This window comes from Streptomyces argenteolus (assembly GCF_042902585.1).
GTDB lineage: Bacteria > Actinomycetota > Actinomycetes > Streptomycetales > Streptomycetaceae > Streptomyces > Streptomyces argenteolus.
Window position 1 is genome coordinate 13,611 of record NZ_JBIBEG010000014.1, and the last position, 12,436, is coordinate 26,046.

Consider the following 12,436-nt stretch of genomic DNA (forward strand, 5'->3'; position numbering starts at 1 on the left):
CCCACCGGAACCACGTTCCGGTGGGCGAGGCCCGGTGCGGTGCGGGCGAGGGCGCACACCGTTCTCCCCCGGGGACCGGTGCGCTCCCGCGCTCACGCCGTGGGCCGCGACGGAGCCATGGCCCAGCGGATGGCGGCGGTCAGGGCGCGCCCGGTCGGCGTCACGCAGGACTCCGCGAAGCCGGGCAGAGCGGGAAGATCCAGTGCCGTACGCGCCCACCGGGGGAGAGCGGCGACAGCGTTCGCGGCGAGCAGCGCATAGGGCGGGCGGGCGGCCCAGGGCAGAGGAGGGTGCAGCAGGATGAATCGCGACGCCTCCCGCGCCTCCGGCGTCGGGCGCAGTTCACCGCGATAGGCCCTGAGGCGTGCGTCGAGTTCCCCGCGGTCGTGCGGAGGGTCGACGACACCGAGGGCCTCCGCCACGCGTGCCGCGTCGGCGACGTACCCGTCGTACCCAGCGGCGTCGAGCGGCTGTGCACCGTAACGTCTGTGGGCGAGCAGGAAACTCTCGACCTCGGCCACGTGCACCCAGCCGAGGAGGTGCGGGTCCGCGGCGTGGTAGACCTCGCCCGAGGGGGTCGTACCGCGCACCGTGCTGTGTACGGCCCGCACCCGGTCGACCGCCTGCTGTGCGTCGTCCGCCGTTCCGTACGTGGTCACGGCGAGGAAGGTGCTGGTGCGCTGGAGCCGCCCCCAGGGATCACCGCGATAACCGGAATGGGCCTCGACCGCAGCCATGGCCAGGGGGTGGAGTGACTGCAGCAGGAGCGCCCGGAGACCACCGATGAACATGGACGCGTCGCCGTGGACGGCACGGATGGGCCGGTCCGGGCCGAACCAGCGCGGGCCGGGCGTTCCGTGGATACGGGCACGGTTCTCCGGTCCCGCGGGACCCGCGACCCGGGAGAACACCGCGCTGCCGAGCCGCTCCCGCAGACCGGGCAGGGCATGCGTGGACGAGGCCATGAGCCCAGTATGCGCCCAGGCCACAGAGGGTGGGGCCGTTTCCCGGCCGCGCCCTGCTCTCCGGGCCGCCACGCGTCCGCCTCCGCCGGCGCCCCCTCGTCGGGGTACCGGCGGAGGCGGCCCCGCGTCACCCTGTGGACTCGTCCGGGGTGGGGTGCTCCGGGTGGACACCGGCGTTGCGGGCGGCGTCGCGGCCCGAACCGGCCTCGTCGGGGTCCGGTTCACCGGTCTCGGAGACCCGCCGGGCCTCCGGCCGTTCGGTGCCCGGCGGGAGTACGACGTCGAGGGCGTCCTCGCCCTCCTGGGCCTGCTGATCGGGCATGTCGGCGGGTATCGGCGGCGGGCTGGCGGTCGCCCCGGTGTAAGCGGTCCCCTGGGGCCTGCGGTCGGTCATCTCGTTGCTCCCGTCTGTGAGCGCCTCACTGTGGGCGAACCGTTGTCGCACGTCACGTACCCGATGCGGCCGGGACGACGCATGGCCGGCACTCCCTTTCCCCGTCCCGGCCCCCCGCACCGCCGGATGCCGCCGGGTCCACGGCGGGACGCGGCCGGGTGGTGGAGACCTCCCGGCGGAGGGCCCGACCGGGCGCCGGAACGCGCGGCGCTGACCGTGAAGCACCCGTGAACACCCTGTGGACGCGATGTCGGTGGGGCCGCTTATGCTGCACCGGATGATCACGCAGGTCCAGGGGAGGGCGCGGCATGTTCGGCAAGCTGTTCGACAGGGGCGGGGAGAGACCGGCGGCTGATCCGCACGCCCTTCCGGTTCCGCGCCGGCAGAAGAACGGGATGTACCGCCTGCGTGCGCTCGGGGACACGCGGGTGCTCGCGGTGGTCGAGGCGGCGCAGGCCGGTGACTGGGAAGGCGTCAAGCGCGCACTGCACCCCTTCGACCTCGGCCGTGATCACGACGTCCTCGGTGAGCTCGCCGACTGCGACGGCCTGCAGGACTGGATCGGCCGTGCCGTCGAGGACGACAAGGAACACCGGGCGACCGCCCTGCTGATATCCGGGGCGCGCCACGTCATCTGGGGCTGGGAGGCCCGGAGCGCGGCACGCGCCGTCCATGTGACCCAGGAGCAGTGGAAGGTCTTCCACGAGCGGCTCCACACCGCCGAGGAGCAGCTTCTCCAGGCCGCCGAGCTGCGGCCGGAATGGGTCACGCCGTGGTGCCGTCTCCTCACGTCCGGCCGTGGCATGTCCCTGGGTCCGGCGATCAACGAGACCCGGCTCGACGCCGCGCTGCGTCGCGACCCGCTGGACCTGGAGACACACGTCGAGTGGGTGTCGCAGTTGCAGCCCCGCTGGGGCGGTGAGGAGGGTCAGGCCCTGACCTTCGCCCGTGACGCGCTCGCCCGCACCCCGCAGGGGCACCGGCTCGGCTGTGTCATCGCCATGGCGTACATCGAGGAGTGGGTCGAGTCGGAGGGCGAGGGCTGCCTCGACACCCCCGAGATCCGGGCCGAGCTGCGTGACGCGGCCGACCACAGCATCCTCCACCCCGATCACGTGCGGCGTCCGGGCTGGCAGAACGACTTCAACATGTTCGCCATGGCCCTGTCGCTGGCCGGCGAACGACACACGGTCCGCCGCGTCTTCAAGATGCTCGACGGTGCCTACACCACCTGGCCCTGGACGTACTTCGCTGATCCCGAGGAACAGTTCGCCCGCCGCCACCGCCGCGCCTGAGCACCCGCAGCCCTCTCCCACCCCGGAATGCCCGATGACTCTGCCTGACACCGCATCGCACCCCGCCGGCGCCGACCACACCTTCCAGGTGGACCTGCGCGGCCTCGTCGACCTCCTCTCCCACCACCTCTACTCCAGCCCTCGTGTCTACCTGCGCGAACTGATGCAGAACGCCGTGGACGCCCTCACCGCACGGCACGCACTCGAACCCGCGGCTCCCTCCGACGCCTTCGGGATCCGCCTCTACGCGGACGGTTCGCTGGTGCGCGTCGAGGACGACGGCGTGGGCCTCACCGAAGCCGACGTACACACCTTCCTCGCCACGATCGGCCGCAGCAGCAAACGCGCCGAGCGGATAGCGGAGCAACGGGCCGACTTCATCGGGCAGTTCGGAATCGGCCTGCTGTCCTGCTTCCTGGTCGCGGACGAGATCCACGTCGTGAGCCGCTCCGCCCACGGCCCCGACGCGGGCGCGGTCGAGTGGCGCGGACGCGGCGACGGCAGCTACACCATCCGTACCCTCCCGGCCTCCGCCCGCCCCCGGCCCGGCACCACCGTCACCCTGACACCGCGCGCCGACGCGGGGGAGTGGACCCGGCCCGAGCGGGTCCACGCGCTGGCCCGGCACTTCGGCTCCCTGCTGCGCCACCCGGTCACCTTCGACGACGGCACCGGCGCGGGCGTATCGATCAATCCTGAACCCGCGCCCTGGGCGCGTACCTACCCCACCCCCGGATCGCGTGCGCGCGCCTTGGCGGCGTACGGCGAAGACGTCTTCGGGTTCACCCCGCTGGACACCATCGATCTCGATCTGCCCGCCGTGGGCCTGAAGGGCATCGCGTGCGTGCTGCCCGAGGCCGTGCCGGCCGGGCGCCGTCACGGCCATCGCGTGCACGTCAAGGGCATGCTGCTGTCCGAACAGGCCGAGGAGATCCTGCCCGAGTGGGCGTTCTTCGTCCGTTGCGTCGTGGACGCCGAGAGCCTCCGCCCCACGGCGTCGCGCGAGTCCCTGTACGAGGACGACACACTCGCCGCGGTCCGGGACGCACTCGCCGACCGGCTCCGTGCCTGGATCGCCCGGGCCGCGGCCAGCGACCCCGACCTGCTCGCCCGCTTCCTGCAGGTCCACCACCTCGCGGTGAAGTCGCTGGCCGTGCACGACGACGAGATCCTGCGGATGCTGCTGCCGTGGCTCCCCTTCGAGACCACCGACGGGCACAGCACCCTCGACCAGTTCGCGCGTGCCCGTCGCACCGTGCTGGTGACCTCCAGCGTCGAGGAGTTCCGGCAGGTCGCGGCGATCGCCTCGGCCGCGGGGCTCGGTGTCGTCAACGGGGGCTACACCTACGACCGTGAACTGGTCCACCGGCTCCCGGAGATCAAGCCCGAGGTCACCGTCGCCGACCTGGACCCGGCGACCCTCACCGCCCACCTCGACCCGGTCGACCGCGAGACGGAACTGGCCGCGGCACCGTACCTCGCGCTCGCCCGCGACGCCCTCGCCGTCTTCGACTGCGACGTCGCGCTGCGTACCTTCCAGCCCGCATCCGCCCCCGCCCTCCTCATCGACAGCCGGGAGGCCAGGCACGAGCGCACACGCTCCCAGCTGGCCCGTGAGCAGGAGGGCGGCCTGTGGGGCGACATCCTGGGCGCCCTGCGCCAGGAAGCCCCCCGTGCGCAGCTCATCCTCAACCAGCTCAACCCGCTGGTCCGCACCGCCGTTGCCATCGACGAGCCGGAGCTGGCACGCACCAGCGCGGAAGCTCTCTACGGACAGGCCGCGCTGCTGTCCCGGCGTCCGCTCAGGCCGTCCGAGTCGAGCCTGATCAACCGCTCCTTCCTCGACCTTCTCGCCCACGCTCTGCGCAAGGACAGCTGACGATGCCGACCGCACCCCAGACCACCGACGAGCTGTACCGAGCCCTCAAGGACAACGACCGGCTCCCGTACGGCCGCGTCCGCACCGTCACCGCCGAGGAGCTCGTGGACGCCGCGGAGCGGTTCGCGGAGCCCGTGCCGCTCGTCCACGCGCTCCTCGAACTCCAGGAGGCGTACACCTACGGCTCCGAACCCCGGAAGTCTCCCGTCGTCTTCGCCCGGCTGCTCACCCTCTTCGACGAGCAGCCCGAGATCTTCGACGCACGCCTGCGCCACACCCTGTTCTGGCGGTTCAAGTGGGTGGCCAACGCCCTGCGCCAGCTGCCCGAGATGCCACTGGCCAGCCTGCGCCAGTGGCTCACGGAGATGGGCGAGCGGTACGAGAAGGAGGGCTTCGGCCTCCAGCCCTACTACGGGCAGGCCTACCAGCTCGCCGCCCACACGGGGAAGGACACCACCCCGGCCTACGAACTGTGGGCCGCCCGCACCCGCACCCCGCTCAGCGACTGCGAGGCCTGCGAGATCTGCGAGCGCGCCCTGTACCACCTGGTGACGGGCGACGACGAGCGGGCGCTGCGGGCCTGGGAGCCCGTACTCGAGGGAACCGAATCCTGCCAGGAGGAGCCCGCCCGCTCCATCTCCCACGCACTGCTTCCCCTGCTGCGCACCGGCCGGACCGACGAGGCGCGCCACCTGCACCTGGCCGGCTACCGCAGTTGCCGCCGCAACACCTCGATGTCCGCGGAGGTCGGCCGTCACCTGGAGTTCTGCGCGCTCACCGGCAACGAGGCGCGGGGCCTGGAGCTGCTCGCGGAGAACCGGAGCCTGCTGGACGAGGTGGACTCGCCGCTCGCGCTGTTCGACTTCCTGACCGGGGTGGAGGTCCTCCTCCAGCGCGTCGACATCCTCGGCCACGGCGACCTGCCCGCCGCCGGATTCGCGGGCCGCGCCTGGACGGTGTCCGGCCTCCGCGCCGAGGTGCGGGACCGTGCCGACCGCCTCGCCGCCCGCTTCGACGCGCGCAACGAGACCACCGCCCACACCGACCGGCGCAGGGCGCGCCTGGACCGTGCCCCCCTCCTGGACGCGCTGGAACTCACCCTGCGCCCCCGCACCCTCGACGACCGGGCTCCGGCCGCGCCGATGGCCGCGGCCACCCGTACGGCTGCCGAGCCCGCCACGTCACTGCCCGAACTCGTCATGCAGGCACGGGCGCTGGACGAGGAAGGGCACCCGGACGCCCAGGCCTGCTGGGCGGAGCTGCGCACGCGTGTGGCCGCCCGCGACTACACCCACCCCGAGGATCCCGCCGTGGGTCCCCTGGTGCGGCTCCGGGCGGACCTGCTGGACGAGGAGGCGAGCCGGGCCGGCGAGCGGGACGAGTACGAGGACTGCGCCGCCCTCCACGAGGAGGCCGCCGGCCTGTACGAAGACGCCGGACAGCCCGGTCAGGCAGCCGTCGCCCGCGCCTGTGCCGTGCTCGCGGCGGCCGAAGTGCCCGGGGAGGGTGCCGAGGAGACGGAGAGGCGGGTCGCGGCGCTGACCGCCGCCCACGCCTCCGTCGTCGGCCTGCACGAGGGCGCGACAGCACTCGCCCCGTACCAGGAGGCCCGCCTGCTGCGGCTGCGGGCGACGGCGCTCGGTCTGCGGCTGCAGGCCTCTGGGAACCAGGAGCACGCCGCCCCCGTCTTCGCCGAGCTGGACCTGCTGCACACGTTCGCCTCCCGGCACGGGATACGTGGCCAGATCTCCGGTGCCCGGATGCTGCGGGCCACGACGCATGCCATGTCCGGCGACCTGCCCGCCGCGATCACCGAGATCGACGCCCACCTCCACGACCTGCGCGAGCACGGCCCTGCCTGGCACCTGCCCCGTGTGCTCGGACTGCGTGGCCGGTTGCAGCTCGGTACGCAGGACGCGGAGGCAGCGCACGCCAGCCTGTCGGAGGGGCTGCGGCTGGCCGCCGACTGGCCGGCCGGAACCGGCGATCCCACCCGCCTCCACAGCGATCTGGCCGAGGCCTGCATGCACGTGGGCCGCCCCGAGGACGCGTTGCGGCATCTGACGCGCTCGGCGGAACTCGACCTCCGCCACGGCAACCGGACCGACGCGTTCTGCGCCTACAGCAACGCGGCCCAGCTCAGCCTTGACCTGGGTCGCGTCGAGGACTGCATCGCGCTGCTCGACTCGCTCCTCGGCGAACCGGACGTGGTCGCCGGGGAAGTCGACGACCGTCTCGTGGCCCAGCTGCGGCTGACGCGCGCCCGCGCCCTGCGCGCGGGGGAGGACGTGAAGGCGGCCACGGTGGAACTGGTCGAGCTCGCGGCCCTGTCGGCGAGCTGGGACGACGACCCGGGCAGCCACGCCATGATCGCCGCGGAGGCGGCCGTGCTGCTCGGTGAATCGGGTGAGTTCGACCGGGCCCGCGAAGCCGCTGACCAGGCCGTCGCGGCCCATGCCCGGGCCCCTCGCTACGAGCAGCTCAGTAACTGCCTGCGCGAACTCGCCCGCCTCCAGGCACAACAGCAGGGCCCCGACGGCCTGGCCGACGCGCTCGACCGCCTAGCCGCCGCAGACCGGATCGCCGAGGAGGCCCGGACGGCCGGCTACGAGGCGCACGGACGCAGCCTGGAGACCGCGTTGGCCTACGAGCACGGGCGGGTCCACGCGTACGCGGGCGCCTACGAGGACGCCCTGATCGCTCTGGACAAGGCCCTCGCCCTGCTCGGCGAGCCGGGAGCGGAGGAGGACCACGCGGCCGAGTGGGCCGAGTGCGTCCGGCTCGCGAGCGCCGTGGAGGGCATCTACCTGGAGCGTCCTGCCCCGGCGCTGAGCCGCCTGGACGCGGCGGTCTCGCGGCTCTCCGCGCTCGGTCACACGGAGGAGACAGCGCCGCTGACGTCGCTGGCCGCCCGGCTGCGCGACGAGGAGTAGAGGGACGGGATCCGGCGGAGGACCGGGTCCCCCACCTTCGAGCGGGGCTGTCCGCCGTCCCTGCCCGCACCGCTCGACAGCACACCCGTAACCGCCCCCGACCCGCACGTTCGTCGCTGGGTCGCGGCGGCGGACTGAGCTCCACCGCCTCCCGGGCCGCGGCGTCGAGGCTGCCTGGATCAGACGCAGTTGCCCGATCTCAGTGACGTTCTTCATCAGCTCGGCCTTCACCCAGGCGGCCATCTGCCGAGGGGGTTGTCCGGCGGGGTCTGCCACGGCAGGGTGGAGGCGGTGGCCAGATGGGCGCCGGGGAGTTCGTCGAGGACCGCCAGGTGCGTCAAGGGGGCACGGTGCGGCGAGCAGCAGGCCCCAGCGGAAATGAGCCGACCCCTGTGCGTACCGAGAGGGCACGCCGAAGCCGCCTCCGGCCACCTGGGGCCGGCCGAGGTGCGCCCGTCCCGGGCCGGCTCCCCGCCGGCGAGTTCGGGTCGCGGCCTGCCGCATTCCCAGCGGTCAGCGCTCCGCCGTACATGGCGTGAGGAATTCTCCGGCTTCCCTCCCGGGCAGGGCGTCCGCGCGCCGGCGAGCCCGCCCCCGCGGTCAGAGGGCGGACCGCTGGTCGTTGCTGTCCTGGCGTAGACGGTCGGTGTGGCGGCTGATGGAGTCGACCCGCGCCGCCAGGTCGGGGTGATCGTCCGCCAGGTGGCTGCGGGCGTCGGTCAGCGGGGCGATGAGATTGGCCGCGTCGTTGTCGGCGAGAGCGGCGGAGATCCGGGCGATCTGTGCACCCGGCATGTCCGCCAGGGCGGCGATCTCGCCGGCGATCTGCCGCAGGTCCGCCGAGTTGTCCCGCGCCCAGGTGGTGACGGTGCGATCGGCGGCGCGGCCACTGCGGGTGGCCTGCACGCGCTGCTCGCCGGTGCTCCCGGGCGCCCCGGGGCGTACGCGCAGATAGCGGCGCTCGGCGGCCTGCCGGCTGGTGACGCCCAGGGGGCGTGCGAGGTCCGCCCAGCTGGTGCCTGCCGCGCGTGCCGCTTCGATCAGTCCCGGCTCCCACCCGGCCAGCCTGTCGCGCAGCTCCCGCAGCAGTAGCAGAGCGGCCAGTGCCTGCTCGGAGCTCGCCTGTTCTCCCTCGGTCCCTCCCTCGCCGGTCTGGGCGATGCGAACGGCCTCGTCGATGGCGCTCAGCGCTGTCGCGGCAGCGGCGAACGACACCGGCTCGCCTGGTCGAGATGTCTTCATGGGGCCCCTTCCCGGACGTCACCCTTCGGACGACATTCAATATGTCGTCGACTGGATGACATCCAAGTTGTCATCGTTTGGATGACATGCTACAACGGTGTCAGACGAAGCGCATTGGCAGTTTCTGCCAGACCGATGGAGGTGTATTCGCGATGTTGATGCGCACCGACCCGTTCCGCGAACTCGACCGGCTCGCCCAGCAGCTGACGGGAGTCTCCGGCACCTGGTCCAAGCCCTCGGCGATGCCGATGGACGCCTATCGCGAGGGTGAGGAGTACGTGATCGCCCTCGATCTCCCCGGTGTCGCGAAGGACGCGATCGAGATCGACGTCGAACGGAACATGCTCACCGTCAAGGCGGAGCGGCGGCCCGTCACCGTCGGCGACGACGTGCAGGTGGAACTCTCCGAACGGCCGCTCGGTGTCTTCTCCCGCCAGCTGGTCCTGGCCGACACCCTGGACACGGAGCGCATCAGGGCCGACTACGACGCAGGGGTGCTGACCCTGCGCATCCCGATCGCCGAGCGGGCCAAGCCGCGCAAGATCGCCATCGGCGACGCCGCGGGCCACAAGCAGATCGGCACCTGAACCGGGCATGTCCACACGTGGGACGGCCGTTCACGCCGAACGGCTCGTCCCACGCTGGCACACCGGACCGGTGTGAGAGGACTCCGCCCAGGGCGGCGGACCCCCCGTCGCTCCGGCAAGCCCTCCGCACAGCTTTCCCGAGAACCAGTAGCGCGGCTGTCGGTTCACACCCCTCCCCGCGGCAGCCGCACCCGCCGAGAAAGGGCACTCCACTCATGCGCTCCCCGCGTGAAGCGGCCTTCGTCACCCCGAGCGTGACGTTCGACCAGATGCTGGAGAAGATCAGGTACGAGGGCGCGTACCCCACGCGCGAGAGGGCCGAGACCGTCACGCACGCCGTGCTGGCCGCCCTCGGGCGTCAGCTCACGGGCGACGAACGCGTCAGCCTCGCGGCCTGCCTCCCCACGGAAGCAGCCCGCACCTTCACGGCAGAGATCCCCGACCCCGGCCACCTCACGGGCTGGGGCTTCGTCAAGGACCTCGCTGCCCGCACCGGGGGCACCGCCGCCACCGTGCGGTGGGACACCGGAGCCGTGCTCGCCACCGTGGGCGACCTCGCCGGCCCCGAGCTCCTCGACCGCATCCTCGCCCAGCTCCCCTCCGGCTACGCCCTGCTGTTCGGCCGCGCCGAACTCATCCAGGCCGCGTAGAACCCGGCGGCCACGGCAACGGGCGGCGGACCCGGCTCGCGGAGCTGTCCGGCGGCGGGCCGGGCCGCCCCTTCCCGGCCGACGTTGACATCGGGGAGGGCCGGGGGCCGCCAGGTCGTCGCCCGCGGCCCCCGCTGCCGTGGTCCGGTCCTCCGTCGCTTCCATCCGGTCGGTACCGCCGTCGGCGCGCGGACCGTCCCCCGCCCCCTGTCACCGCCAGGCGCTCACGCGGCGAGCGCCGCGCCCTCGCCGAGGTGGGCCGCCGCCGTACGCCACGCGGTCGTCACCGCCTCCCGGGCCCGCCTCGTCCGCAGGGCGTGGTCGCCGGTCAGCGCCACCGGTGCCCCCACGTGCACATGGAGGGCCGGCCGGCGTACGGGCGCCGTCGCGAGCCCCGCGAGCTGCTTCACCGCCCCGCCCGAAGTGACCCGGCGGGCGCCGGCCTGGCCCACGGGCACCACCGGAGCCCCGGTGCGCTCCGCCAGCCGGGCCAGACCGGTGCGGAAAGCCTCCGGTGCCGCCTCCGCGGAGTCCCTGCGACGCGGCAGCCCTCCCTCGGCATAGATGAGGAGCAGACGGCCCTGCTCCAGCGCACCGGCCGCCGCGTCCAGTGCTGCTGCGGCACGTCGGTCGCCGCGGAAGACGGGAATGTGCCCCTCGCGCGCGAGCGCACGGCCCAGCAGCGGGATGCGCCACAGTCCCGCAGCCGCCATGATGACCGGCTCCGCGGCGCCGAGGCGGCGCAGCGCGGCGATCACGATGGCCGGGTCCGCCAGTGACGTGTGGTTGGCGGCGAGGATGCTGCCCGGCGCGAGGGCGGAATCCGGGTCGGCGGTCACGGACAGACGGCCGACGGCGGGTACGAGCACGTCGGCGATACGGCTGAGCATGGACGGTCTCCCGGTCTCGACGAAGCTGCTCCTCATCGTCGGCGCCGGGCCCGGCCGGGGCCTGAGCCGTCGTACTCACTTCGTCACCCCGCTCTACTCAGGCGCCACCGCGCGACCTCCCCGCACGTCAGCCGTTCTGCATAGTCAAGGATGCGACTATTCATCTTCATGACTATGCTGCTGAAGGAAAGCTGACGTGTCGAGGGAAGAGGAGGGTGCGTCGATGGCCTTGCGGCACGCCGTGCTGGCGGCGCTCCTGGACGGTGAGTACAGCGGTTACCAGCTCGCGAAGGCGTTCGACGTCGGCGTGGCGAACTTCTGGCACGCCCTGCCCCAGCAGTTGTACGCCGAGCTGACCAAGCTCGAGAAGGAAGGGCTGGTCGAGGGCCGGCAGGTGGTTCAGGAGACCCGGCCCAACAAGCGCATGTTCCGGGTCACCGACGCCGGCCGCACCGAGCTGGAGGAGTTCGCCGCGGCCGTGTCCAAGCCCTCGTTCATCCGCGACGACCTGCTCGTCAAGGTCCAGGTCGCCGACCGCATCGGCACGGCGGCCGTGATCGAACAGCTTCGGGAGCGAGCATCCGCCGCCAAGGCCAAGATCGAGCTCCTCGGCTCGCTGTTGCACCAACTGCGCGGTGACACCGACGAGGACGATTTCCTGCTCCGGGGAGAGCGGATCGGGCCCTACCTGACCTGCCTGCGCGGCCTGGCGTTCGAACAGGAACACCGGGACTGGTGTCTGCGGATCGCCACGGTCCTGGAGGAGAGGCAGTCGGCTCGTGCCGAACGGTGAGTACGTACGCTACGTCGCCCTGGGCGACAGCCAGACCGAGGGGCTGGGCGACGGGGACGACGTCGTCGGCCTGCGTGGTTTCGCGGACCGGCTCGCCGAGCATCTCACGGCCGTCAATCCCGGACTCCACTACGCCAATCTCGCGGTGAGAGGCCGGGTCGCCGGGCAGGTGCGCGCCGAACAGCTGGCACCGGCGCTGGCCCTGCGGCCCGACCTCGCCACCGTCGTCGCAGGGGTCAACGACCTGCTCCGGCCACGGTTCGACGCCGCGGAGGTGGCCGGTCACCTGGAGGAGATGTTCGCCGCCCTCACGGCCGCAGGGACCCATGTGGTCACGCTGACCTTCCCCGACATGGGGAAGATCGCGCCCCTCGCCCGGCCCCTCGCACCCCGTGTGCTCGACCTCAACGCCCGCATCCGCGACGCGGCAGCCCGCCATGGGGTGACGGTCGCCGAGACCGCCCAGCAGGCCGTCTGCACCGACCCGCGGCTGTGGACCGCGGACCGGCTCCACGCCGGCCCTCTCGGCCACGAGCGCATCGCGGCAGCCCTGGCCCAGGCCCTTCGCCTTCCCGACTTCGACGACGCCTGGACGCACCCTCTGCCACCGCAGGCGGTCCCGGGCCGTCTGCGGGCGGCAGGCCACGAGGTGCGCTGGGTGGTCTCGTTCCTCGGCCCCTGGCTCGGACGTCGGCTGCGCGGCCGGTCCTCCGGCGACGGCCGCACCGCGAAACGCCCCCACCTCCTGCCGCTGGGCGACCCGCCCGGCTTCCCCGAAGGCGACCGGACGGTGCCAGACACGGCATAG

11 protein-coding genes are annotated in these 12,436 nt (G+C 72.9%); 7 read left to right on the forward strand and 4 right to left on the reverse strand.

Annotation, left to right across the window (positions count from 1 at the left end):
• Positions 1-92 precede the first annotated feature (92 nt).
• Together ACFY8O_RS32455 and ACFY8O_RS32460 are read right to left on the reverse strand one after the other, a co-directional pair.
• Positions 93-965, reverse strand: coding sequence for an oxygenase MpaB family protein (locus ACFY8O_RS32455; protein ID WP_387908730.1), 873 nt, complete (start codon positions 963-965; stop codon positions 93-95).
• A 127-nt stretch (positions 966-1,092) separates the two neighbouring features.
• Entirely contained in the window at positions 1,093-1,359 is a 267-nt protein-coding gene (locus tag ACFY8O_RS32460; RefSeq protein WP_145812160.1) for a hypothetical protein, read from the reverse strand.
• A 308-nt stretch (positions 1,360-1,667) separates the two neighbouring features.
• Between ACFY8O_RS32460 and ACFY8O_RS32465 the strand changes: the two genes are divergently transcribed.
• The 3 genes from ACFY8O_RS32465 to ACFY8O_RS32475 are packed head-to-tail and all read left to right on the forward strand — an operon-like array spanning position 1,668 to position 7,466.
• A complete protein-coding gene (locus tag ACFY8O_RS32465; protein WP_387908732.1) occupies positions 1,668-2,654 on the forward strand; it encodes a hypothetical protein in 987 nt (328 codons plus the stop codon).
• A gap of 34 nt (positions 2,655-2,688) precedes the next feature.
• The gene (locus tag ACFY8O_RS32470; protein ID WP_387908734.1) at positions 2,689-4,533 is read left to right on the forward strand and encodes an HSP90 family protein; all 1,845 of its coding nucleotides are present in this window, start codon (positions 2,689-2,691) and stop codon (positions 4,531-4,533) included.
• 2 nt (positions 4,534-4,535) lie between these two features.
• The gene (locus ACFY8O_RS32475) at positions 4,536-7,466 is read left to right on the forward strand and encodes a hypothetical protein (RefSeq protein WP_387908736.1); all 2,931 of its coding nucleotides are present in this window, start codon (positions 4,536-4,538) and stop codon (positions 7,464-7,466) included.
• 600 nt (positions 7,467-8,066) lie between these two features.
• Here the strand turns inward: ACFY8O_RS32475 and ACFY8O_RS32480 are convergent.
• Positions 8,067-8,708, reverse strand: coding sequence for a type III effector protein (locus ACFY8O_RS32480; protein WP_145812168.1), 642 nt, complete (start codon positions 8,706-8,708; stop codon positions 8,067-8,069).
• 152 nt (positions 8,709-8,860) lie between these two features.
• Here ACFY8O_RS32480 and ACFY8O_RS32485 point away from each other — a divergent pair, with 152 nt between their 5' ends.
• Together ACFY8O_RS32485 and ACFY8O_RS32490 are read left to right on the forward strand one after the other, a co-directional pair.
• Entirely contained in the window at positions 8,861-9,295 is a 435-nt protein-coding gene (locus ACFY8O_RS32485) for an Hsp20/alpha crystallin family protein (protein WP_145812170.1), read from the forward strand.
• A 215-nt stretch (positions 9,296-9,510) separates the two neighbouring features.
• Positions 9,511-9,945 carry a DUF2267 domain-containing protein gene (locus ACFY8O_RS32490; protein WP_145812172.1) on the forward strand — a complete coding sequence of 145 codons (435 nt, stop codon included), beginning with the start codon at positions 9,511-9,513 and terminating at the stop codon, positions 9,943-9,945.
• Positions 9,946-10,169: 224 nt separating this feature from the next.
• On the opposite strand, the gene ACFY8O_RS32495 is transcribed toward ACFY8O_RS32490, so the two are convergent.
• Positions 10,170-10,835 (reverse strand): lysophospholipid acyltransferase family protein, encoded by a 666-nt coding sequence (locus ACFY8O_RS32495; RefSeq protein WP_387908739.1) that lies wholly within the window; start codon positions 10,833-10,835, stop codon positions 10,170-10,172.
• A 223-nt stretch (positions 10,836-11,058) separates the two neighbouring features.
• Between ACFY8O_RS32495 and ACFY8O_RS32500 the strand changes: the two genes are divergently transcribed.
• Both ACFY8O_RS32500 and ACFY8O_RS32505 read left to right on the forward strand, forming a co-directional pair.
• Entirely contained in the window at positions 11,059-11,628 is a 570-nt protein-coding gene (locus tag ACFY8O_RS32500; RefSeq protein ID WP_387908847.1) for a PadR family transcriptional regulator, read from the forward strand.
• Complete coding sequence (locus ACFY8O_RS32505) at positions 11,615-12,436, forward strand: SGNH/GDSL hydrolase family protein (protein WP_387908741.1); 822 nt, start codon at positions 11,615-11,617, stop codon at positions 12,434-12,436. Before ACFY8O_RS32500 ends, ACFY8O_RS32505 begins: the two co-directional genes overlap by 14 nt.